Source organism: Okibacterium sp. AC114 (assembly GCF_979253355.1).
Genome location: NZ_CEEDBR010000001.1, coordinates 1,156,934 through 1,177,362, shown reverse-complemented (window position 1 = coordinate 1,177,362; position 20,429 = coordinate 1,156,934). Strand labels below are relative to the sequence as shown.

The window sequence follows — 20,429 nt, the reverse complement described above, 5'->3', positions numbered from 1 at the left end:
GTTACGCCTCCTCATCGAACGACGGGCTGTGGTCTCGTGCGTACTGCACGTAGGAGTTGCTGACACCCTGCGGCACCATGGGCCACACCATCGAGTCGGCCGAGACGACGAAGTCGATGACGACAGGTCGGTCGTTGGTCTCGATGGCCAGCTTGATGGCCGCGTCGACTTCTTCCATCTTGGTGACGCGGATGCCGAGCGCACCGTATGCCTCTGCCAGCTTCACGAAGTCGGGCACGCGCACGGTGTCGTGCCCCGTGTTGAGGTCGGTGTTGGAGTAGCGGCCGTCGTAGAACAGCGTCTGCCACTGTCGCACCATGCCGAGCGACGAGTTGTTGATGATCGCCACCTTGATGGGGATCTTGTTGATGGTGCAGGTGGCGAGCTCTTGGTTCGTCATCTGGAAGCAGCCGTCGCCGTCGATCGCCCACACGGTGCGGTCGGGCTGGGCCACCTTGGCGCCCATGGCGGCGGGGACCGAGTAACCCATGGTCCCGGCACCGCCGGAGTTGAGCCAGGAGTTGGGGCGCTCGTACTTGATGAACTGCGCCGACCACATCTGGTGCTGGCCGACACCCGAGGCGAAGATGCCCTCGGGTCCGGTGATCTCGCCGATGCGCTGGATGACGTGCTGCGGGGCGAGCAGGCCATCGGTCGGGGGCGTGTAACCGAGCGGGAATTCCTCGCGCAGCCCGTTGAGGTAGGCCCACCATTCGGCGATGTCGGTGGGGGCCGACGCCGTGGCGTTGGTGAAGGCTGCGGTGAGGTCGACGATGACGTCCTTGGCATCGCCGACGATGGGCACATCGGCGAACCGGATCTTCGAGATCTCGGCCGGGTCGACGTCGACGTGGACGACTTTGGCGTTGGGCGCGAAGAGCGCGGCATTGCCCGTGACACGGTCGTCGAAGCGGGCTCCGAGCGACACGATCAGGTCGGCCTCTTGCAGCGCCAGCACGGCGGGGACGGTGCCGTGCATGCCGGGCATGCCGAGGTTGTGCTGGTTCGAGTCGGGGAACGCGCCGCGGGCCATGAGCGTCGTGACGACGGGGATGCCGGTCGTCTCGACGAGCTCGAGCAGTTCTTCAGAGGCACGCGCACGGATGACTCCGCCACCCACGTAGAAGACGGGCTTCTTGGCCGAGGCCATGAGAGCTGCGGCGGCGAGGATCTGCTTGCCGTGCGCCTTGGTGATGGGGCGGTAACCCGGCAGGTCGATCTTGGGCGGCCACACGAACGGCGCGGTCTCTTGCTGCGCGTCCTTCGTGATGTCGACGAGAACGGGGCCGGGGCGCCCGGTCGAGGCGATGTGGTAGGCCGAGGCGATGGTCGCGGGGATCTCGGCGGCCGACGTCACGAGGAACGAGTGCTTCGTGATGGGCATCGTGATTCCGACGATGTCGGCCTCTTGGAAGGCATCCGTGCCCATGAGGTGGCTGAAAACCTGGCCGGTGATGGCGAGCATGGGAACCGAGTCCATGTGGGCGTCGGCGATCGCGGTCACGAGGTTGGTGGCACCAGGGCCGGATGTCGCGATGCACACGCCCGTGCGACCGGAGGCCGAGGCATAACCCTCTGCCGCGTGCCCGGCGCCCTGTTCGTGGCGCACGAGGATGTGGCGGATCTTGTCGGTGTCCATGAGCGGGTCGTAGACCGGCAGGATGGCCCCGCCGGGCAGACCGAACACATCGTCGACGCCCAGGAGTTCGAGCGTGCGGACGACGGCCTGTGCACCCGTCAACAGTTCGGGCCCCTGTTCGGGCGCGCCACGCTGGGCGGCGGCCTGAGAGGCGAAATCGGATGGGGATTTTGCGGTACGAGTATCCGCTGACATAACGAGTCCCTCTTCGATGGTGATGAGTGAGAGTGAAGGGCGAGAACTACCCCGTCGTCGCGCCTTCGGCTGCGGAGCGCACGAGTTTGGAGTATTTCGCCAGAACGCCACGGGTATAGCGCGGAGGAAGCGGTGCCCAGCCAGAGCGGCGAGCGTCCAGCTCTGCCTCGTCGACAAGTAGGTCGAGTGAGCGAGCTGCGATATCGACCCGTATCAGATCACCATCGCGCACGAATGCAATCGGACCTGCGTCGACTGCTTCGGGTGCTATGTGGCCGATGCACAGGCCGGTTGTGCCGCCTGAGAATCGTCCGTCCGTCAATAGTAGTACATCTTTTCCGAGGCCAGCGCCCTTGATGGCGGCCGTGATGGCAAGCATCTCGCGCATGCCCGGGCCACCCTTGGGGCCTTCGTAACGGATGATGACGACGTCGCCCTTGGAGATGCGTCCCTCGGTGAGGGCATCCATCGCGGCGCGTTCGCGCTCGAACACTCGCGCGGGGCCCTCGAACACGCTGGCGTCGAAACCGGCGGTCTTGACGACGGCGCCGTCGGGGGCGAAGGAGCCGTGCAGCACCGTGATGCCGCCTGTGGCGTGGATGGGGTTGTCGAGCGTGCGGATGACCTCGCCGTCGAGCGGGTCGGGGTTGATCTCGGCCAGGTTCTCGGCCACGGTCTTGCCCGTCACCGTGAGGCAGTCGCCGTGCAGCAGACCGGCATCGAGCAGGGCCTTCATGACGACGGGCACTCCGCCGTGGCGGTCGACGTCGTTCATGACGTATTTGCCGAAGGGCTTGAGGTCGCCGATGTGGGGAACCTTGTCGCCGATGCGGTTGAAGTCGGCGAGCGTGAGCTCGACCTCGGCTTCGCGCGCAATGGCGAGCAGGTGCAGCACGACGTTGGTCGAACCACCGAAGGCCATGGCCACGGCGATCGCGTTCTCGAACGCCTTCTTGGTCATGATGTCGCGCGCCGTGATGCCGAGGCGCAGCATGTTGACGACGGCCTCGCCCGAGCGGTGCGCGTAGTAGTCGCGGCGGCGGTCGGCCGAGGGCGGCGCGGCCGATCCGGGCAGGCTCATGCCGAGGGCCTCGGCGACGGATGCCATGGTGTTGGCCGTGTACATGCCACCGCAGGCGCCTTCACCCGGGGCGATGGCGCACTCGATGCGCTTGAGGTCTTCTTCGCTCATGGTGCCGGCCTTGCAGGCACCGACCGCTTCGAACGAGTCGATGATGGTGACTTCTTTTTCGGTGCCGTCTGACAGCTTCACCCAGCCGGGCGCGATCGAGCCCGCGTAGAGGAAGACAGAGGCGAGGTCGAGGCGCGCGGCCGCCATGAGCATGCCGGGCAGCGACTTGTCGCAACCGGCGAGCAGCACCGAGCCGTCGAGGCGCTCGGCCATCATGACGGTCTCGACCGAGTCGGCGATGACCTCGCGCGAGACGAGCGAGAAGTGCATGCCCTCGTGGCCCATCGAGATGCCGTCGGAGACGGAGATGGTGCCGAACTGGAGCGGGTAGCCGCCGCCCGAGTGGACGCCCTCTTTGGCGCCCTGGGCGAGTCGGTCGAGCGACAGGTTGCAGGGGGTGATCTCGTTCCACGACGAGGCGATTCCGATCTGGGGCTTATCCCAGTCCTCGTCTCCCATACCGACGGCACGCAGCATTCCTCGGGAGGTCGTAGCTTCGATTCCGTCGGTGACGTCGCGACTGCGCGGCTTCACATCGATTTCAGACATGTTACGAGTGTAGTAGCGTCACCGAGCCCGGATCGCCGCCTCGCGGGCCGTCGCCAGCGCCGCGAGCGTGGCCGCGACCTCGTCGGGGCCGCCCACGCGGAACGGCGCGATCGTGGCACCGTCTCCGCTCTTCAACGGCAGGTCTCCGGCGTGCAGAACGGCGAAGGCATCCTCGTCGGTGACGTCGTCTCCCGCATAGAGCGCGGCCGTGGCGCCGGTGTAGCGACGCAGCTCCTCGATGCCGTCGCCCTTGGTGGCCGAGCGCACCGAGAATTCGAGCACATCCTTGCCGTCGCGGATGGTGACACCCGGCAGCGAGAGGTCGGCGAGCGCGCGTTTTCCGGCCTCGAGCGCGACGTCGTCTGCGGCGCGGCGCGTGTGCAGCGCGAAACCGGCGGGCTTCCGTTCGACCCACACGTTGTCAGAGACCGCGGCGATCTGGTCGAGCAGGCGCTCCACCTCGGCCGCACGGGCGGACTCTTCCGGGGTGAGCGAGGCTTCGGCATCCGGGTCGTCGAGGCGCACTTCGACGCCGTGCGAACCGATGAGCAGGATCTTGTCGTCGGGCTCTGACACGTGGATGAGGCTGTCGAGCGCGCGGCCCGAGACGTAGGCGACCCAGGTGTCATCGAGGGCGACGAGACGCTGGATGGCTTCGCGCGCGGCGGGCACGGCTCGCGCGTCTTCGGGGCGGTCGACGGTCGGCGCGAGCGTTCCGTCGAAGTCCAGCGCGACGAGCAGGCGGTCGGTGGCGGCGAGCGCCTCGAGGGCCGCCTGCAGTTCGGCCGGGTCGGTCGAGGGTTCGGGCAGCGGTTCGATGGGCGTCATCGGCCGGGCTCCTCGTCGGTGCGCGACGCGGCCTCGGCGGCACCCGGTGCACCCGAGGTGTCCACGTTGTCGGCGACGGCCTCGCCGACGGGCGCGACCTCTGACCGGAACGCCGCATCCGGATCATCCAGGGACACGTCGGCGTTCTGGATGCCCGTCGGCCCGACCTCGGACGACTGGCGGGCCTTGCCGTCGTACCCCTTCTGCAGGGCGTCGAGGAAGGTCTCGGACCACTTCACGACATCGTTCTCGAGCACGCGTTTGCGCAGCGACCGCATGCGGCGCGAGCGCTCGGACTTGGGCATCTCGATGGCGCGCATGATGGCGTCTTTGGTGCCCTCGATGTCGTGGGGATTGATGAGCAGGGCCTGCTTCAGATCATCCGAGGCGCCGGCGAATTCGCTCAGCACCAGCACACCGTCGTTGTCGAAGCGGCAGGCCACGTATTCCTTGGCGACCAGGTTCATGCCGTCGCGCAGGGCGGTGACGAGCACGACGTCGGCGGCCAGGTAGAGCGCCACCATCTCTTCGCGCGGATAGCCGTGGTGCAGGTAGTTGATCGCCGTGTGGCCGATCGAGCCGAAGTCGCCGTTGATGCGGCCGACCGTGAGCTCGATCTCGTCGCGCAGGGCCTTGTAGGTCTCGACGCGTTCGCGGCTGGGGCTGGCGACCTGCACGAGCGTGACGTCTTCGACGTTGAGGCGGCCATCGGCCAGCAGCTCGCCGTAGGCCTTCAGGCGGTGCATGATGCCCTTGGTGTAGTCGAGACGGTCGACGCCGAACAGGATGGTCTTCGGGTTGCCGAGTTCTTCTCGGATCTCCTTGGCACGGGCCTGCACATCGGGGCGGCGCGCGAGCACCTCGTAGCTCTCGGAGTCGATCGAGATCGGGTAGGCCTTGGCGATCACCTGACGCGTTGCACCGACCGGTTTGTTCGACCGGGCGCGGCGCTCGGGGTTGGCGTCGAGCGGGCGGAAGATGCTCGACCCCTTGGTCTCGTAGGAGAGGAGGCGGCGCACGGCGCGCGTGAAGTTGCCGGCGTCGGCGACGCGCTGGAACCCGAGCACGTCGGCGCCCAGCAGTCCCTCGATGATCTGGGTGCGCCAGGGCAGCTGCGAAAAGAGGCCGTAGGCCGGGAACGGGATGTGGTTGAAGAAGCCGATGACGAGGTCGGGGCGCACCTCGCGCAACATTCCGGGCACGAGCTGCAGCTGGTAGTCGTGCACCCAGACGGTTGCACCCTGTTCGGCCAGGCGGGCTGCGGCATCCGCAAAACGCTGATTGACCTTCACATACGCCTCCCACCACTCGCGGTGGTAGCTCGGCGGGGCGATGACGTCGTGATAGAGCGGCCAGAGGGTGTCGTTAGAGAAGCCCTCGTAGTATTCCTCGATCTCCTGCTCGCTGAGCGGGATGGGGACGATCCAGGTGCCGTGATTGTCGAAAGGCTCGATGTCGAGGTCGGGGCCGCCGGCCCAGCCGATCCACGCACCGTTCGCTTTGGCCATGACGGGGTCGAGAGCTGTGACGAGACCGCCGGGAGACGTGCGCCACTGCACCTCACCGTCCTCGCTCGGAACACGGTCGACGGGCAGCCGGTTGGCCACCACGACGAAGTCGAATTGCCGCGTCTCGCCGTTCGAGGCGTCGGTCTTCTGTGACATGATCCACCTTTCGAAGCCCGAAAACCGGGCGGGTACCAGGCTATCAGCGAGCGTGATTCGACATCGGATGGTCAGAGTCCGGGTCTATCATTGGCCCAATGATCCGCATCGGCATGAGTTCCTCCTGCGTCTACCCGCTCGAGACGGAGCGGGCGTTCGCCTTGGCCGACGAGGCCGGCTACGACGGTATCGAGATCATGGTCACCAACGATCCGGTGACGCGGGATGCCGACGCCCTCCTCGCGCTCAGCGACAAGTACCAGCTGCCGATCATGTCGATTCACGCGCCCGTGCTGCTGCTGACGCATTTCGTGTGGGGCCGCGATCCGCAGATCAAGCTCGAGCGTTCGGCCGAGTTGGCTCGCACCCTCGGGGCATCCAGCGTGGTCGTGCATCCGCCGTTCCGCTGGCAGAAGAGCTACTCCGAAAACTTCCTCGACATCGTGCGCCAGACGGCCACCAACTCGGGTGTGCACATCGCGGTCGAGAACATGTTCCCCTGGGCCGTGCGCGGCCGCAGCATGAAGGCCTACGCCCCCGGCTGGGACCCGAGCGACTGGGACTGCGACGACATCACGCTCGATTTCTCACACGCCGCGCTCTCGGGCCAGGACAGCCTCGTCCTCGCCAAGAAGTTCGGCAAGCGCCTGCGCCACGTGCACCTGTGCGACGGTTCGGGCTCACTCGACGAGGGCAAGATCTTCGACGAGCACCTGCTTCCGGGTCACGGCGGGCAGCCCGTCGCGGCCGTGCTGCAGATGCTCGCCGCCGAAAACTGGGACGGCCAGGTGGTGGCCGAGGTCAACACCCGCAAGGCCAAGACCGAGTTCGAGCGACTCATCGCCCTGCGCGAGACGCTCGAGTTCGCGCGCGAACACCTCGGGCAGCAGCGCACCAGCATGGACCACCTCAAGGGTTACCGCCGCCGCACCATCAACAACCTGCTCCCCCACCACGAGAGCGAGCCGTCCTCGGATGAGCCCCGGCGCGAGAACGCGTCGACGGATGCCGTGAGCGACACGTCCACCGACGCGAACGGCGTTCTCGACCCCGAGCCCACCGAGTAATCGGGACGGATCGCCTGCGCCCTCGGGAGCTCGGGATCATCTGGCGCGCCTGTGGGACGGCCTGTCGGCACTCGCCGGCGCGCTGTCCTGGCGCCTCGGGCCAGTGTCCGCCCGTCGGTTACAGGAACGCCAGAGCGAGCGTAGCGCCGACGACGGTCAGCGGCGCGACGATGAGGCCAAGGAGCGCGTAGCGCGTCCAGGAGATGCGGACATCCATCGCGGTGAGGCGTTGGTGCCAGAGGAGGGTGGCAAGCGACGCCCACGGTGTGACAAGCGGGCCGAGGTTGACGCCGATGAGCAGTGCGATCAAACGGTCGGGGCTCGTGGCAGCGGGTTCGAGCGCCAGGTAGGCGGGCAGGTTGTCGACGAGGTTCGCTCCCACACCCGCGGATGCCGAGAGGCGCAGCAGGTCGGCCGGTGAATCGCCCGTTCCGGCGACCTGTTCGAGCACCGCGCCGAGCCCCACGTTGTGCAGCGCCGCCATCGACAGGAACAGGCCAGACGCCAACACGACCAGCTGCCACGGCACGAGGTCGAACCGCAGCACGCGCGGGTTGCGCCAGGCCGTCACGGCGATGAGCAGCAGGGCCGCGGCCGACGCGGGCAGCCACACGGGCAGGCCCGACACCAGCAACGGCAGCAGCAACACGAGCACGACGGCGGAGGTCACGAACAGGAGGCGATCGGAGGCGGGAGCTGCGGCATCCACCGTGAACCGCCCCGAGAGTGGCCGCCGATAGACGATGGCGAGCACGACGACGGGCACGATGACGCCCACGAGCGCCGGCCAGAGGGAGAGCGCGAGGAACCCCAGCGGGCCCACCCCGCCCAGGCGGTGCTCGGCGAGCAGGTTCGTGAGGTTGGAGACGGGCAGGAAGAGCGACGCCGTGTTCGCCAGCCAGACGGTCGTCAGCGCGAAGGGCAGCGGGCTGACGCCGATGCGCCGCGCCAGCACCACCACGATGGGTGTGAGGAGCACGGCCGTGGTGTCGAGTGACAGGAACGCGGTCGAGACGACGGCCATCAGCACGACGAAGAGCCACAACACGACCGTGCGACCACGGGCCAGGCGCGCGGCGTGACCGGCGATCGACTGGAACACCCCGGCCTGGTCGGCCAGCTCGGCGACGACCGTGATCGCGACCACGAAGAGCAGCACGGGCCAGATGCGGTCGGCGAGCGCCAGAACCTCGGTGCCGTCGAGGATGCCGAACGCCCAGGCAGCAAGCCCGAGGACGAGTAGGACGGCTCCGACGAGAGCGGTTTTCATGCGGGGGTCACGCGGAAAGTCGACAGCACGAAGTTCACAGTACAACCCCCTGCGGCGAGTCGGCCGGACACGCTAGCGTGGAAGTCTACGGAGGCTAACAACATGCGCAAATACCTTATGAACACGAGCATCCTGGGCGCGGTCACCGGCGCCTGGAGTGTCATCCAGACCACCCGCAAGGGTCCGCGCGACTGGCGTCTCGCCCTCGCCTGGGCCAGCTGGATCATCTCCCTCGCACTGGCCGTCGGGTCGGTTGCCGAAGAGAACCAGCGCAAGCTCAAGAAGTAGGTCCCCCGGTTCGGGCCGGCACGTTCAGCGTGTCGGCCCGTTCTGCTGCCCGTTTGCCCCTCGTCTCGGCACAAATCGGCGTGTCAGCAGGGGTTTCGGATGCCTCACGCGCACACTAGAGGCAACGACCGCCCCCTTCGCTCACCAACGGCGGTCCGGCAAGGAGCCTCACGATGTTCGGACGCCGTAGTCGCCGCTTGATCGCCGCCGAGAATGCCGCGCGCGCCGCAGCCCTCGAAGCCGGCGCCACCGGGTCGTCGCACCCCGACGCCCCTGTCGCCGAGGCGGCCGCACGAGGAGCCGTTCAAGACGGAACCGGTGTGGCGGGCGTCGAGCTCGGGACATCCACCACCCCTGTTGCCGCGCCCGTCATCGAGCTCAGCGAGGAGCGCGTCTTCGCGGCCGTGCTCGAGCGTTTGCAGGACTTCGTGGGCGAGAACGGCAGCTGGACGCTCACGCGACGCAGCGAATCCGACACCGAAGTCTTCTTCCATGACATGGCCGCACTGTCGCTGGCCCGAGCCGTCACGTCCACCCTCGTCGATGCGGCCGCGCACGGCGACATCACCGGCCGCGCCGGGCTCGACGACCTGTCCGAACTCGACGCCGCACGCGCTGCATCCGACGTGCTGCCGGTCGACAACCGCGCCGGCGAGGATGCCGCGGCCGACGCTTCGACCCGCGACCGCGCCGTTTCCCCCGCCGTGCGCACCATCATGGAGCTCGACACCATCGCCGTATGGGCCGACCCCAAGTCGCACGACCCCGCCTACATCGACGAGCGAATGCTGCACCCCGAGACGTCGCGCACAGCCGACGCCGACCGGGCGAACGGCCAGCGCCGCGCCTGAGTTAAGCACTTTGGCGTCTTCGCCCGAGCGATCAGGTCAGTGCAGGATCGCCTCGAGGAAGATGATCCCCGCCCCGATCGACGTGGATACGAGGCATCCGATGAGGCACCACCACCAGCGGTTTCCGCGGATGGCCAGCGCGCTGTAGCCGAGACCCGCGAGCGTCACGAGAACGACGCGCAGCGCCCACGCGACGGCTTCCTCGCTCGTCAGCGCGCCGAAGACGCCCAGGAGGAGCGGGATGCTGGGCAGGATCGAGGCCTCGAGCATGCCGACGGATTCGGCCAGGGCGTGCCGCAACGACCGGGCGACAGTGACCGTTCCGCGGTGCTCGCCGCCGTGGTGCCCGAGCGCCGCCGAGAAAACATGAGCGATCCAGAAGGCGACGAGTGTGACGGCGCTGAAGACGAAGATCGCACGGGGACCGTTGTCGTCGTCGGCCGCCGTAGCCGTGATGAGGCTCGCGTAGACGATCAGGCCGTAGATGGCCGATGGGCTAGCGAGGTGGCGCCAGAGTGCACGCAGATAGCTCATGCCGTCACATTAGCGCACGAAAAATGCCCCAGAATCGGCGAGATATCTGGGGCATTCAGTGCACCCCCTCGGACTTGAACCGAGAACCCACTGATTAAGAGTCAGTTGCTCTGCCGATTGAGCTAGAGGTGCATTTGGGACCGGAATTTTGCACTTCCGGACCGAGGAATACTTTAGCAGGAGAATTGCGGGGAGCGCGAATCGAGCCGCACGGCCGAGCATCCGGGGTCGATACGCTGGGGGTATGAGTGCCGACGCATCCCCCGTTTCTTCCGCTTCTGCCGACCCCCTCGCCGCCGGGAACGCGCTGGCCGATGACCTGCGGCTCGCGCTGCGCATCGCGGATGCGGCCGACACGATCTCGCTGGAACGCTTCCGGTCGAACGACCTCGACGTGTCGACCAAACCCGACCGCTCGTTCGTCACCGACGCCGATCTGGCGGTCGAGCGCCGCATTCGCGAGATCCTCACCGAGGAGCGACCGGAGGACGGCATCCTGGGCGAGGAGTACGGCACGGCCGGCTCGACCGCCCGGCAGTGGATCATCGACCCGATCGACGGCACGGCCAACTACCTGCGCGGCGTGCCCATCTGGGGCACGCTCATCTCGCTCGCCGTCGACGGCGTGCCCGTCGTGGGCGTCGTCTCCTCCCCCGCGCTCGAGAAGCGCTGGTGGGCCGCCGACGGTTCAGGCGCCTGGTCGTCGCTGCGGGGCGGCGCGCCCGAGCAGCTGAAGGTCTCGCGCGTGCAGAAGCTCGCCGACGCCTCCGTCAGCTTCCAGAGCGTCACGCAGTGGGACGATGCCGGCTACCTCGACCAGCTCGTCGCGCTGACCCGGGCCAGCTGGCGCGACCGCGCCTACGGCGATATGTGGGCGTACATGCTGTTGGCCGAGGGACTGGTCGACGCCGTGGGCGAGTTCGACGTCAAGGAGTACGACGTGGCGGCGCTGGTGCCGATCGTGCGCGAGGCGGGTGGTGCGACATCTGCCATCGACGGGACCGATCGCATCGACCGCCGCAGCTTCTTGGCCACGAACGGTGCGCTGCACGAAGAGATCCTCGGATTGCTGCACAGCTGACGCTCAATGGCCTAGCTGTGAGTCGGCTTTGAAAATGAGGCTCGCTCTGGATAGCATCATGCAACACGGAGTCGCATCCCGATCGGCGCCGCTCACACCCCGAATGGAACAGCATGCCCGCCCCGTCTCGCCTCAGCCGCCGCTTCCTCGCCGTGGGCGCCGCAACCGCTCTCGCCGCCTCGCTCTCAGGCTGCAGCCTGATCAACAGCATCATCGACAAGCCCGTCACGCGGGATGCCGAGACCGAGGAAGTCGTCGAGGCCGGCACGTCGAGCGTCTTCTCGATCAAGGTGGGCGACTGCATCAACGACGACAGCACGAGCGAAGAGGTCTTCGAGGTAGAGGCCGTTCCGTGTGCCGAGCCGCACGACCTCGAGGCCTTCTACGAATTCTCGCTCGACGGCTCGGAGTACCCGGGCGACGACGAGGTCTCTCAGCAGGCCGACACCGGGTGCTACGACCAGTTCACGACCTTCGTGGGCCTGAGCTACGAGGACTCGACCCTCGACTACGCCCCCTACACGCCCACCGAGGCGAGCTGGACCGAAGACGGCGACCGCCTCGTGAGCTGCATGATCGGCGACCCCGAGGGCCGCACGACCGGCTCGCTCGCGGGCGTCGCCCACTAAGCAGCGGCTAGGCGGTGTGAGCTGAACGCTTGCGCCGCTTGCGTGCCCCGAGGTCGAGGAAACCGAGCACCAACGCCACGGCCACGAGGGTCAGGGTCACGGCGAAGCCGGCCCGGAACGCGTCGTGGAACACCTCGAGTTTCGGCACCGACCCCGTCTCGGAGTAGATCGTCGCGTAGAACGCCGCACTCGCCGCCGCGGTGCCCATGGCCGTTCCGACGCGTTGGCCGAGCTGCGCCATCGAACCCGCGACGCCGCCCTGCTCGACGGGCACTTCGGCGAGCGTGAGCGTCTGGTTGGGCGAGATGACGAAACCGCCACCCGTGCCGGCGACCAGCATGCCGACACCCATGCCGTAGATCGCCACGTCGGCGGGCAGCAGCTCGGCGGCGAGCAGCACCATCGAGAAACCGATCAGCACGATGACGATGCCGATCACGACGAGCTTGCGACCCACCCGGTTGACGATCGTGCCGCCGTACCACGCCGTGACGGCCGACGAGAGCGCGAACGGGATGCTGACCATGCCGGCGAACACCGGCTCGAGCCCGATGCCCTGCTGCAGGAACAGAGTCGTCAACAGGAACATGGCGGGCATGGCCGCGAAGTAGGCCATGGCGATGAGCAGGCCGTTGCGATAGGAACCCTTGCGGAACAGGTCGAAGTGCACGACAGGCGATTTGCCGATGCGCTTGTAGCGGCGCTCCCACAGCACGAAGGCGGCCGCCGCGATGGCCGCCAGGATGAGCAGATACCAGCGAGCGGGCTGATCGTCTGGCCCACCCGTCGTGAGCACGAACGGCAACATGACGCTGAAGGTGGCGACGGCCAAGATGAGGATGCCGACGAGGTCGAGTTCGCGTGAACCCGGCGAACGCTCCTGCTTGGCGGGCAAGAGCTTGAGCGCGAACGGCAACAGGATGATGACGAGCGGCACGTTCATCGCGAAGATGTAGCGCCAGCCATCCGTGGGCCCGCCGACCGCGATGAGCAGGCCGCCGAGCGTGGGGCCGAAGGCGGTGGAGACACCGATCGTGGCGCCGAAGAGCCCGAACGCCCGCCCGCGCTCCTCGCCCTGGAAGAGCTGCTGCGTGAGCCCGATCACCTGGGGCATCTGGATGCCGGCCGCGATGCCCTGCACGATGCGCGCCACCATGAGGAACTCGATGTTGGGGGCGACGGCACACGCCAGGCTCGAGACCATGAAGAGGCTGAGGCCCACGACGAACATGGCCTTCCGTGAGTGCAGGTCGCCGAGACGGCCGGCCGGCACGAGCGCGAGACCGAAGGCCAGGGCATAGCCCGCCACGATGATCTGGAGTTCGGCGGGGCCGGCGCCCAGCGACTTCTCGATCGACGGGAGCGCGACGTTGACCTTGGACAGGTCGAGGATGGTGAGGGCTGCTACGGAGACGCAGACGGCGAAGGCCTGCCAGCGTTGACGGCCGCTGAGGGCGTTGGCGAGTGAGGACGACATATACGGGGAAGCATACTCCCGGCGGGCGCGGCCCAGGCGGCCCGCCGATAGGGTTGACGGGACGCGTTCCGCCGGTGCGGAGCGGCCGAGTGAGGAGCACCATGTCCGAGAAACGCGCGGGAGCGAAACCCGCCGGAACGATTCGCCGCCGCATCCGCACGACCGGGTGGCTCGCGCTGCTGGCCCTCGTGCTCGCCGTCGTGGCCTTCGTGGTGTGGACGCAGATCGTCATGCCCGGCGACCGCCGCGCCACCATCGAGGTGTTCGACGACGCGGCCGTGCAGGTGACCGACACGGGCGACAGCATCGTTATGACGCCGACGGGCGAAGATGGCGGGGCCGACGCATCCGGCGAGGGGCTCGTGTTCATTCCGGGCGCCAAGGTCGACCCCTACGCCTACCTCTACAAGCTCTCGGGCGCCGTCGAAGAATCGGGCCTCACAGTCGTCATCACGAAGCCCACGCTCAACCTGGCGTTCTTCGACCAACGCCCCCTCTCGACCTTCACCGAGGCCGCACCCGGTGTGACCGACTGGTTCGTCGGCGGCCACTCGCTCGGCGGCGTGCGCGCCTGCCAGTGGGCCGATAGCGAGGATGTCGCGGGTCTCGTTCTCTTCGGCAGCTACTGCGCCAACGACCTCTCGCAGTCGGGCCTGCCCGTGCTGAGCATCGGCGGCAGCAACGACGGCCTCTCGACCCCCGCCAAGATCGAGGATGCTTCGGGTCGGCTTCCCGCCGACACCGAGTTCGTCGAGCTCGACGGCGCGAACCACGCCGACTTCGGCGACTACGGTGTGCAGCCGGGCGACGGCACCTCGACGGTGTCGGACGAGGATGTGCGGGCCGAGATCACCGACGCGATCGACGCGTTCGTCGGCTAGAAGCGGTTCTGTCGCGTCGCCTCGCTGCGAAGCCATCAGGTGGCCGACGACACGACGAAGTTTGGAGCCCCGAGGAATCGTCAGCGAATCCGCGGCGCGCTTCTCCGTCAGCCTTCGAAGGTGACGGGGAGCCAGCGGTTCTTGTTGCGGCGCGTGAGCGCGGCCGTGCGCGCCTCGGCGATCGTGCCGAACACCGCGAGCGCGTGCTCGCCGACCTGGCGCGCGATCTCGTCGTCCTCGGCCTCGAAGCGCACGACGATGCGGGGCAGGCCGCCGACGATCTGCAGATCGGACGCTTCCACGACCGTGAGGGTGGCTGCGGCATCCGCGACCGTGGGGAGCACATCGGCGGGGTGGACGCCCGGCCGCACCGCGCCGACACCGATCGTCACGCGAAAAGAAGGCATCAGTCCAGAATAGGACGCCCAACCGCGACGAAAAAGCGGGCCGACACGAAAAAGCGGGCCGCCCCGAAGGACGGCCCGCTGGTGTCGCGAGAGTGTGAGAACGACCGATGGTGGAGATGGGGGGAATTGAACCCCCGTCCACTGCTGTGATTCTGCGCCTTCTACGGGCGTAGCCTGTTGAGACGTTCTACTCGGCCCCACCCTTTGCTACAGGCATCTAGGGTGACAGGCCCAGCCCGAGAAAAAGTCCCGCGTCGCCCTCAGGCGTGACGACGCAGCAAGCTCTCTAAATGGCGCCAGGGTCCGGGACGAGAGCGAACCCGGTCTGACGGACCTCGAAGCTAGCCTAGGCGGCTAGGGCGAAGTCGGTGCGCTTAGAATTGGCACCTATATTTTGCAGAGATCGTTTACGAGATAACCCTGCATCCTCGGCCCGCTTCTCGCAGTTTCGCAGGCAATGTCGAAACCGATCATCCCCTCGAAACACCGCGATAGATCGCAGCGGGTCATTCTCACACTCTGTTGACTTATGAACCGGCGGACCGGATCGAGCGCCTCTCGGACGCAGCTTTTCAGTATAGCCTTCATGCCAGCCGAGCGCCAGCGTCGATACGGACGACCGTGGCACCGCTGCCCTATTGCACGCCGCTGGTCGTGATGAGGCGAGTCCACGGTCCGGGCGGCGGCTCGTTGTTCTCGGCGAACCGCCAGCTCACGCGATCGGTGTCGCCGTTGAGATCGCGAAACCCGAGGCAGGCGTTGACGGCGGGTGAGACATCCATGCCGGCGCCGCCGTAGCGGGCGTTCTGCGGGCGGGCGTCGCCGGCTCCGAAGACGTAGGCCGCATCGTCGTACTCCCCCGGCCCGGCGTCCTGGATCTGGGCAAAGCACGTGCGATCGCCGAGGCGCAGCTCGACCCAACGATTCTTGAGATAGCTGAAGTCGCGATCGCCCGCGTGCTCGACATATCCCGGGTCGCCCGCCCACGGCACCACGGTGTCGCGCCGGCCGAAGGCCGCATCGTCGTTGATGTCGTCGAAGGGCAGATCGAGGTAGAACGGGTTCTCGGCGGGGGTCATGCTCGTCGGGAAGTAGTCGTCGGCCGCGAAACGACGTTCCGTCTGGCACACCGTGTCGACGACGATGCCGTCGCAGCCGCCGTAGCTCTGCTGCCACCGGGAATCGTAGGTCGAGTACACCTGCGAACCGTCCGAGGCCGACGGGTCGAACAGCTCGCCCACCCAGAAGGTCGTCGCCACGATGTCGGTGTGCCACGGATAGCCGGGCGTCGCGAGCACCCGCACCGTGCCCGCCGACGCACAGCCGGCGAGCACGAGGGTGAGGCCCAGCACGGCGCTCATTCCGAGCGCCGACGCGAGTGCCGACGCGAGTGCCGACGATCGCACCGCACCGAGCCCCACGTCACACCATCCGATCGGTCATGGGCTCACACTGCCACGGCTGGTCGCACTCTCGGTGGGAGTATGCGCCTCGACGGGCGCTGTGACGGGCGGCGGGGCCGCGGCGGACTTCAACGCGACCGACGTGGTGGGCGACACGGATGGCGCACCCACGCTGTCGTAGAGGGCGTAATCATCCGTCGTGATGCTGCCGTTGGCGAAGATGTTCAACCCAAAGCTGATGCCCGTGATGCCGGCCGGGATGGCGGGCGTCTGCCACACGGCCTGCGTGTAACTCGGGGATGCCGAGAACCACGGGCTCGAGGTCCAGTACTGCCAGCCGCCCGAGGCGTTCCGCACATAGACCGCGAACTGGGTGACGGTCGTCGAGGTGTACCAGGCCCGCATCGAGTAGGTCTTGCCCGGCGTGACCGCGGGGGCGCAACTACCGAGGTCGAAGGCCGGCAGCACCTTGGCGTCGCCGTCGGTGTAACCCGAGACCGTGACGGTTTCGGCCCGGGTGCCCGTGTGCGCGTTCGGTGTGGTGGCGAAGGTGGCCGTGTTGGCGCCGTAGCCGCCCTGCATCCAACATTTCGGCAGGCCGTTCGGGCCGTCGGTTTCGAGACCCGGGTTGACCACGCCGTTGGCACCGGCCGTCGGGGCGGGGATGGCGGGGCCCGCGACGGCAGGTTTCACGACTCCGCCGACGACATCGCCGACGGGTTTCACGACCGTGTTGCCCGTGGTGGCGCGCGGAGCCAACCAGCTCGTGAATTGAGCGAGCACCGTCGGCGTGACGTTGAGGTCGCCGCACCCCGAGGCGCACACGTTGTGGAACGTGAACTGCACCCATCCTCCGGCGGCTTCGGCGCGCGTCACCGAGTTCTTGAGGTCGGTCAGGGTCCAGGTGCTGTCGACCTGGTCGAGTGCCTTCGTGTAGTAGGGCTCGGCCGGCGGCACGGTTTCGGCATACGCGCAGTCGAGGCATCCGAACCGCGACCGGATGTCGCCGAGCATGCGTGCACTGTTGTACCCGCACGATGCGGCAGCCTGTTCGGCATCGGGTGTCGACGAGGCGAACGGGTAGGCGAAGCTGCGCACCGCATATCCCCACCCCAGCAGCGTCGAGCGGTCGTTGCAGATCTGACGGCGCACCTCGTCGGCGGGCAATGTGGCGAGGTCGGCGTGGCTGACGGTGTGTCCGCCGATCTCCTGTCCACCCGCCTTCAAGGTGTCGAGGTTCGCTCGGGTCATATAGCTGGGTGCCCCCACGAAACCCGAGACGATGTAGAACGTCGCCTTCATGTTCTGCGCGTTCAGGGCGGGCAGGGCGGCGAGTTGGTTGGCGTTGCCGTCGTCGAACGTGAGGCTCACGGTCGTGCGCGGCTTCACGGTGGCCGCATCGGCGGGCCCGGATGTCTTCACGAACGGCGACAGGATGAGTGCGAGTGCGGCCACCACGGCCAGGATCACGGCGATCATCGGAGGCCGCGTATCGGAGCGCTCGGAACGCCCGGGCTGCTGCTCGGCGTCGTCGCGGAGCGAGCTAAAGGTCAGTGTGTTCATCATTCGACCGTCACCGACTTCGCGAGGTTGCGCGGTTTATCGACGTCGAGTCCGAGCCGCAGGGCCAGTTCGCGGGCGAAGAGCTGCAGCGGCACCACCGCCTCGAGCGGACCCCAGCGGTCCATCCCGCCGACGAGCGGTCGGCTCACGCTCATGCCGACGGCGGGGATGGTGCTTCCCGCACCGCCTATGGTGATGACCCGGCCGCCGCGAGCCGCGACCTCCGACAGGTTCGACGCCAGCCTCGGGTCGCCGTTGTCGACCACGATCACGGGTGTGCCCTGGTCGACGAGCGCCAAGGGGCCGTGCTTCAGCTCGCCCGCCGGGTAATGCTCGGCCCAGCGATAGCTGATCTCCTTCAGCTTCAAGGCGCCCTCCTCGGCGAAGACGACGCCGGGGCCGCGGCCCAGGAAGATGAAGCCCGACCGATTGAGGACCTCGTCGACGATGCCGGGGACGACACCCTTCGAGACCTCGAGGGCCTGAGCCAGCAGATCGGGCAGCCGGCGCAGATCGTCGGTCAGATCGGCCGCGCGCGACCGGTCGATGCGCCCCGTGTCCACGAGGGCCGATACCGCGACCGCCACCCCCGTGATCACCTGGGCGACGAAGGTCTTGGTTGCGGCGACACCGATCTCGGGCCCGGCGTTGCAATCGACGACGCTCGAGGCCCGGCGGGCGACGCTCGACGCCGGGTTGTTCGTCACGGCCACGAGCCCCGCCGAAACGGGTTCGAGCTGATCGAGCGCCCGCAGGATGTCGGCCGTCTCACCCGATTGGCTGAGCGCCAGAATCAGGGTGCCCGGGTCGAGGATGGTCTCGGAGGCCTCCGACGCCACGACCGAAACCGTCGGGATGCCGCCCAGGGCGCCGAACGCGCGAGCGATGACACGCCCGGCGTTCAGCGACGTGCCACAGCCGAGCACCGCGATGCGCTCGAAGGCGGGCGCCTCGAGCGAGCGCCACAGCGAGCCGTCGGCGATGTGCGGCACCAGGTCGTCGAGGATGCGGGCCGCGATGGCGGGCTGCTCGTCGATCTCCTTCGCCATGTAGTCGGCGTGCGATCCGCGTTCGAGCGCCGCCGAGGTGAAGGGACAGAGGGCGGCCTGGGGGGTGGCCGTCCTCTGTCCGTCTCGGGTCCAGACCAGCTCGTCGGCGAGTTCGACGATGTCGCCGTCGACGAGGGTCCGGTATTCGTCGACCCAGTCGGCGATGGCGCCGATATCACTGGTGACGAAATCTCCGATCGCCGACGAGGCGACGATCAGGGGTGAATGGTGGGCGGCCGCGACGAGACGGCCCGTTTCGGCATCCGTCACGACGAGCGCCCACGAGCCCTCGAGGCGACGGGTGGCCGCGTGCACCGAGCGCAGCAGGTCGCCCGACGACTCGAGGTGGTCCTCGATGAGGTGGCACACGACCTCCGAGTCGACGTCCGATGCGAAGACGTGGCCGTCGGCCTCGAGCTCCTGCCGCAGGGCGCGGTGGTTCTCGATGATGCCGTTGTGGGCGACGCTGATGCGTCCCGTGCAATCTCGATGCGGATGCGCGTTGCGGGTCGTCACGGCGCCGTGCGTCGCCCAGCGGGTGTGACCGATGCCGAGACCCGTGAGGGGCGCACCCGACCAGGCCGCGACATCCGTCGTCAGACCGCCGACGCGGCCAACGGAACGGATGACAGCGGTCGAGGCATCCTCCGTCACGATGGCCACGCCGGCGGAGTCATAGCCCCGATATTCGAGGAGGGTGAGGGCCCGCAACAGGAACGGTGCCGCGCCGGCCTCGACCCGCGCGGCCACGATGCCGCACATCAGCGGGCCCAGCCGGCCTGGGCCACCTCGGCGACGCGGGCGCCGCCCTTGGTGGGGTCGACGATGGCCGAACGCTGGCGGTCGGCCTTGGTGGTCTCGGCGATGGCCGCCGCGACATGCGCGAGCGTCTCGTCGAGCGTGGTCCGCGGAACGAAACCGACCAGGTCGAAGGCCGCCGTGTTGTCGGGCACGCGGCGGCGCATGTCCTCGAATCCCTCGGAATAGGCCGCTTCGTAGGGGACATAGGTGATGCTGCTCGACGAACCGGTCACGCGCAGGGCGCGAAGGGCCAGCTGTTCGATCGAGATCTCCTCGGCGCCGCCCAGGTTGAACGCCCGGCCGACGGCCGCGGGGGCCTCGGCGATGCGCACCAGGGCGGGCACGACATCCCCCACGTAGGAGAAGCAGCGGGTCTGCTGGCCGTCGCCGAAGACCGTGAGCGGTTCGCCGCGCAGTGCCTGGCCGACGAGGTTGGGCACGACCATGCCGTAGCGCCCGGTCTGGCGCGGGCCGACCGTGTTGAAGGGGCGCACGATGGCCACCTGCAGGCCGTATTGCGTGTGATATGCGTGGGCGAAGGCCTCGTCGATACCCTTCGAGGCCGCATAGGTCCAGCGCGAGGTGAGCGCCGAACCGAGCACGCGGTCGGAGTCCTCCGAGAGCTTGTCGGCCGTGTTCTTGCCGTACACCTCGCTCGTCGACACCAGCAGCAGCTTCGCGTTGTTCGCGAGACACGCATCCAACACGTTCTCGGTGCCATGGATGTTGGTGCGCAGGCTCGACAGCGGGTGTTCCACGATGAGCCTGACCCCTACGGCGGCTGCAAGGTGGAACACCCGGTCGGCTCCGCGGATGGTGTCCTCGACCACCGAACGATCGAGGATGGAACCCTGCACCAGGCGGAGTTTCGGGTCGGCGAGCGCGCCTAGCAGGTTGCGCGGCGCTCCCGTCGACATGTCGTCCAGCACGACGACGTCGTCGCCGGCCGCGAGCAGATATTCGACGAGGTGGCTGCCGATGAAACCGGCGCCTCCGGTGATGACACTTCTCATGATTCTGTTCCCCTCAAGCGCTGCAAAAAAAGTCGGTGGGTGGTGCGG

The 20,429-nt window shown here is 67.7% G+C and carries 18 protein-coding genes, 1 tRNA gene and 1 other RNA gene; 6 read left to right on the top strand and 14 right to left on the bottom strand.

Annotated elements, in window-relative coordinates:
- Position 1 precedes the first annotated feature (1 nt).
- The 4 genes from ACZ6IE_RS05675 to otsA are packed head-to-tail and all read right to left on the bottom strand — an operon-like array spanning position 2 to position 6,067.
- Positions 2 to 1,834 (bottom strand): acetolactate synthase large subunit, encoded by a 1,833-nt coding sequence (locus ACZ6IE_RS05675; RefSeq protein ID WP_464607148.1) that lies wholly within the window; start codon positions 1,832 to 1,834, stop codon positions 2 to 4.
- Between the two features lie 46 nt (positions 1,835 to 1,880).
- Positions 1,881 to 3,575 carry a dihydroxy-acid dehydratase gene (gene ilvD, locus ACZ6IE_RS05670; protein WP_077053486.1) on the bottom strand — a complete coding sequence of 565 codons (1,695 nt, stop codon included), beginning with the start codon at positions 3,573 to 3,575 and terminating at the stop codon, positions 1,881 to 1,883.
- Between the two features lie 18 nt (positions 3,576 to 3,593).
- On the bottom strand, positions 3,594 to 4,403 hold the full coding sequence (otsB, locus tag ACZ6IE_RS05665; RefSeq protein ID WP_464607147.1) for a trehalose-phosphatase: 810 nt from the start codon (positions 4,401 to 4,403) through the stop codon (positions 3,594 to 3,596).
- Positions 4,400 to 6,067, bottom strand: a complete 1,668-nt coding sequence (gene otsA, locus ACZ6IE_RS05660) for an alpha,alpha-trehalose-phosphate synthase (UDP-forming) (protein WP_464607146.1) — start codon at positions 6,065 to 6,067, stop codon at positions 4,400 to 4,402. The genes otsB and otsA overlap by 4 nt, the downstream gene beginning before the upstream one ends.
- Positions 6,068 to 6,180: 113 nt before the next feature.
- Between otsA and ACZ6IE_RS05655 the strand changes: the two genes are divergently transcribed.
- On the top strand, positions 6,181 to 7,134 hold the full coding sequence (locus ACZ6IE_RS05655; protein ID WP_464607145.1) for a sugar phosphate isomerase/epimerase family protein: 954 nt from the start codon (positions 6,181 to 6,183) through the stop codon (positions 7,132 to 7,134).
- Positions 7,135 to 7,252: 118 nt separating this feature from the next.
- Here the strand turns inward: ACZ6IE_RS05655 and ACZ6IE_RS05650 are convergent, their stop codons facing one another.
- Positions 7,253 to 8,404: an SLC13 family permease gene (locus ACZ6IE_RS05650; protein ID WP_464607144.1), complete on the bottom strand. Its 1,152-nt coding sequence runs from the start codon at positions 8,402 to 8,404 to the stop codon at positions 7,253 to 7,255.
- A 102-nt stretch (positions 8,405 to 8,506) separates the two neighbouring features.
- On the opposite strand from ACZ6IE_RS05650, the gene ACZ6IE_RS05645 reads away from it, so the two are divergent.
- A complete protein-coding gene (locus ACZ6IE_RS05645) occupies positions 8,507 to 8,692 on the top strand; it encodes a hypothetical protein (protein ID WP_077053490.1) in 186 nt (61 codons plus the stop codon).
- A gap of 173 nt (positions 8,693 to 8,865) precedes the next feature.
- Entirely contained in the window at positions 8,866 to 9,543 is a 678-nt protein-coding gene (locus ACZ6IE_RS05640) for a hypothetical protein (RefSeq protein WP_464607143.1), read from the top strand.
- A gap of 36 nt (positions 9,544 to 9,579) precedes the next feature.
- Here the strand turns inward: ACZ6IE_RS05640 and ACZ6IE_RS05635 are convergent, their stop codons facing one another.
- Both ACZ6IE_RS05635 and ACZ6IE_RS05630 read right to left on the bottom strand, forming a co-directional pair.
- Positions 9,580 to 10,077, bottom strand: a complete 498-nt coding sequence (locus tag ACZ6IE_RS05635) for a hypothetical protein (RefSeq protein ID WP_464607142.1) — start codon at positions 10,075 to 10,077, stop codon at positions 9,580 to 9,582.
- Positions 10,078 to 10,136: 59 nt separating this feature from the next.
- Positions 10,137 to 10,209 (bottom strand) — tRNA-Lys (locus ACZ6IE_RS05630).
- A gap of 112 nt (positions 10,210 to 10,321) precedes the next feature.
- Here ACZ6IE_RS05630 and ACZ6IE_RS05625 point away from each other — a divergent pair.
- Both ACZ6IE_RS05625 and ACZ6IE_RS05620 read left to right on the top strand, forming a co-directional pair.
- Positions 10,322 to 11,158, top strand: a complete 837-nt coding sequence (locus ACZ6IE_RS05625) for an inositol monophosphatase family protein (protein ID WP_464607141.1) — start codon at positions 10,322 to 10,324, stop codon at positions 11,156 to 11,158.
- A 113-nt stretch (positions 11,159 to 11,271) separates the two neighbouring features.
- Positions 11,272 to 11,787 carry a septum formation family protein gene (locus ACZ6IE_RS05620; RefSeq protein ID WP_464607140.1) on the top strand — a complete coding sequence of 172 codons (516 nt, stop codon included), beginning with the start codon at positions 11,272 to 11,274 and terminating at the stop codon, positions 11,785 to 11,787.
- A gap of 7 nt (positions 11,788 to 11,794) precedes the next feature.
- Here the strand turns inward: ACZ6IE_RS05620 and ACZ6IE_RS05615 are convergent, their stop codons facing one another.
- The gene (locus ACZ6IE_RS05615; protein WP_464607139.1) at positions 11,795 to 13,264 is read right to left on the bottom strand and encodes an MFS transporter; all 1,470 of its coding nucleotides are present in this window, start codon (positions 13,262 to 13,264) and stop codon (positions 11,795 to 11,797) included.
- Positions 13,265 to 13,365: 101 nt separating this feature from the next.
- Here ACZ6IE_RS05615 and ACZ6IE_RS05610 point away from each other — a divergent pair, with 101 nt between their 5' ends.
- Entirely contained in the window at positions 13,366 to 14,145 is a 780-nt protein-coding gene (locus ACZ6IE_RS05610) for an alpha/beta hydrolase (RefSeq protein WP_464607138.1), read from the top strand.
- A 107-nt stretch (positions 14,146 to 14,252) separates the two neighbouring features.
- Here ACZ6IE_RS05610 and ACZ6IE_RS05605 read toward each other — a convergent pair whose 3' ends face one another.
- From ACZ6IE_RS05605 to ACZ6IE_RS05580, 6 genes are all read right to left on the bottom strand, one after another.
- Positions 14,253 to 14,552, bottom strand: coding sequence for a hypothetical protein (locus ACZ6IE_RS05605; RefSeq protein WP_464607137.1), 300 nt, complete (start codon positions 14,550 to 14,552; stop codon positions 14,253 to 14,255).
- A gap of 108 nt (positions 14,553 to 14,660) precedes the next feature.
- Positions 14,661 to 15,030: a transfer-messenger RNA gene (gene ssrA, locus ACZ6IE_RS05600) on the bottom strand.
- Positions 15,031 to 15,187: 157 nt separating this feature from the next.
- Entirely contained in the window at positions 15,188 to 15,973 is a 786-nt protein-coding gene (locus ACZ6IE_RS05595) for a hypothetical protein (protein ID WP_464607136.1), read from the bottom strand.
- Between the two features lie 18 nt (positions 15,974 to 15,991).
- A complete protein-coding gene (locus ACZ6IE_RS05590; protein WP_464607135.1) occupies positions 15,992 to 17,518 on the bottom strand; it encodes a polysaccharide deacetylase family protein in 1,527 nt (508 codons plus the stop codon).
- Positions 17,518 to 19,329, bottom strand: a complete 1,812-nt coding sequence (glmS, locus tag ACZ6IE_RS05585) for a glutamine--fructose-6-phosphate transaminase (isomerizing) (RefSeq protein ID WP_464607134.1) — start codon at positions 19,327 to 19,329, stop codon at positions 17,518 to 17,520. Before glmS ends, ACZ6IE_RS05590 begins: the two co-directional genes overlap by 1 nt.
- Positions 19,329 to 20,381 carry an NAD-dependent epimerase/dehydratase family protein gene (locus tag ACZ6IE_RS05580; RefSeq protein ID WP_464607133.1) on the bottom strand — a complete coding sequence of 351 codons (1,053 nt, stop codon included), beginning with the start codon at positions 20,379 to 20,381 and terminating at the stop codon, positions 19,329 to 19,331. The genes glmS and ACZ6IE_RS05580 overlap by 1 nt, the downstream gene beginning before the upstream one ends.
- Between the last annotated feature and the right edge of the window lie 48 nt (positions 20,382 to 20,429).

What these genes read in the sequence shown, in the direction of transcription:
- ilvD (WP_077053486.1), bottom strand. Translation starts at nt 3,575, where the DNA reads ATGTCTGAAATCGATGTGAAGCCGCGCAGTCGCGACGTCACCGACGGA.
- ACZ6IE_RS05635 (WP_464607142.1), bottom strand. Translation starts at nt 10,077, where the DNA reads ATGAGCTATCTGCGTGCACTCTGGCGCCACCTCGCTAGCCCATCGGCC.
- ACZ6IE_RS05610 (WP_464607138.1), top strand. Translation starts at nt 13,366, where the DNA reads ATGTCCGAGAAACGCGCGGGAGCGAAACCCGCCGGAACGATTCGCCGC.
- ACZ6IE_RS05590 (WP_464607135.1), bottom strand. Translation starts at nt 17,518, where the DNA reads ATGAACACACTGACCTTTAGCTCGCTCCGCGACGACGCCGAGCAGCAG.
- ACZ6IE_RS05655 (WP_464607145.1), top strand. Translation starts at nt 6,181, where the DNA reads ATGAGTTCCTCCTGCGTCTACCCGCTCGAGACGGAGCGGGCGTTCGCC.
- ACZ6IE_RS05650 (WP_464607144.1), bottom strand. Translation starts at nt 8,404, where the DNA reads ATGAAAACCGCTCTCGTCGGAGCCGTCCTACTCGTCCTCGGGCTTGCT.
- ACZ6IE_RS05615 (WP_464607139.1), bottom strand. Translation starts at nt 13,264, where the DNA reads ATGTCGTCCTCACTCGCCAACGCCCTCAGCGGCCGTCAACGCTGGCAG.
- ACZ6IE_RS05645 (WP_077053490.1), top strand. Translation starts at nt 8,507, where the DNA reads ATGCGCAAATACCTTATGAACACGAGCATCCTGGGCGCGGTCACCGGC.
- ACZ6IE_RS05605 (WP_464607137.1), bottom strand. Translation starts at nt 14,552, where the DNA reads ATGCCTTCTTTTCGCGTGACGATCGGTGTCGGCGCGGTGCGGCCGGGC.
- ACZ6IE_RS05675 (WP_464607148.1), bottom strand. Translation starts at nt 1,834, where the DNA reads ATGTCAGCGGATACTCGTACCGCAAAATCCCCATCCGATTTCGCCTCT.
- ACZ6IE_RS05620 (WP_464607140.1), top strand. Translation starts at nt 11,272, where the DNA reads ATGCCCGCCCCGTCTCGCCTCAGCCGCCGCTTCCTCGCCGTGGGCGCC.
- ACZ6IE_RS05580 (WP_464607133.1), bottom strand. Translation starts at nt 20,381, where the DNA reads ATGAGAAGTGTCATCACCGGAGGCGCCGGTTTCATCGGCAGCCACCTC.
- glmS (WP_464607134.1), bottom strand. Translation starts at nt 19,329, where the DNA reads ATGTGCGGCATCGTGGCCGCGCGGGTCGAGGCCGGCGCGGCACCGTTC.
- ACZ6IE_RS05625 (WP_464607141.1), top strand. Translation starts at nt 10,322, where the DNA reads ATGAGTGCCGACGCATCCCCCGTTTCTTCCGCTTCTGCCGACCCCCTC.
- otsA (WP_464607146.1), bottom strand. Translation starts at nt 6,067, where the DNA reads ATGTCACAGAAGACCGACGCCTCGAACGGCGAGACGCGGCAATTCGAC.
- otsB (WP_464607147.1), bottom strand. Translation starts at nt 4,403, where the DNA reads ATGACGCCCATCGAACCGCTGCCCGAACCCTCGACCGACCCGGCCGAA.
- ACZ6IE_RS05640 (WP_464607143.1), top strand. Translation starts at nt 8,866, where the DNA reads ATGTTCGGACGCCGTAGTCGCCGCTTGATCGCCGCCGAGAATGCCGCG.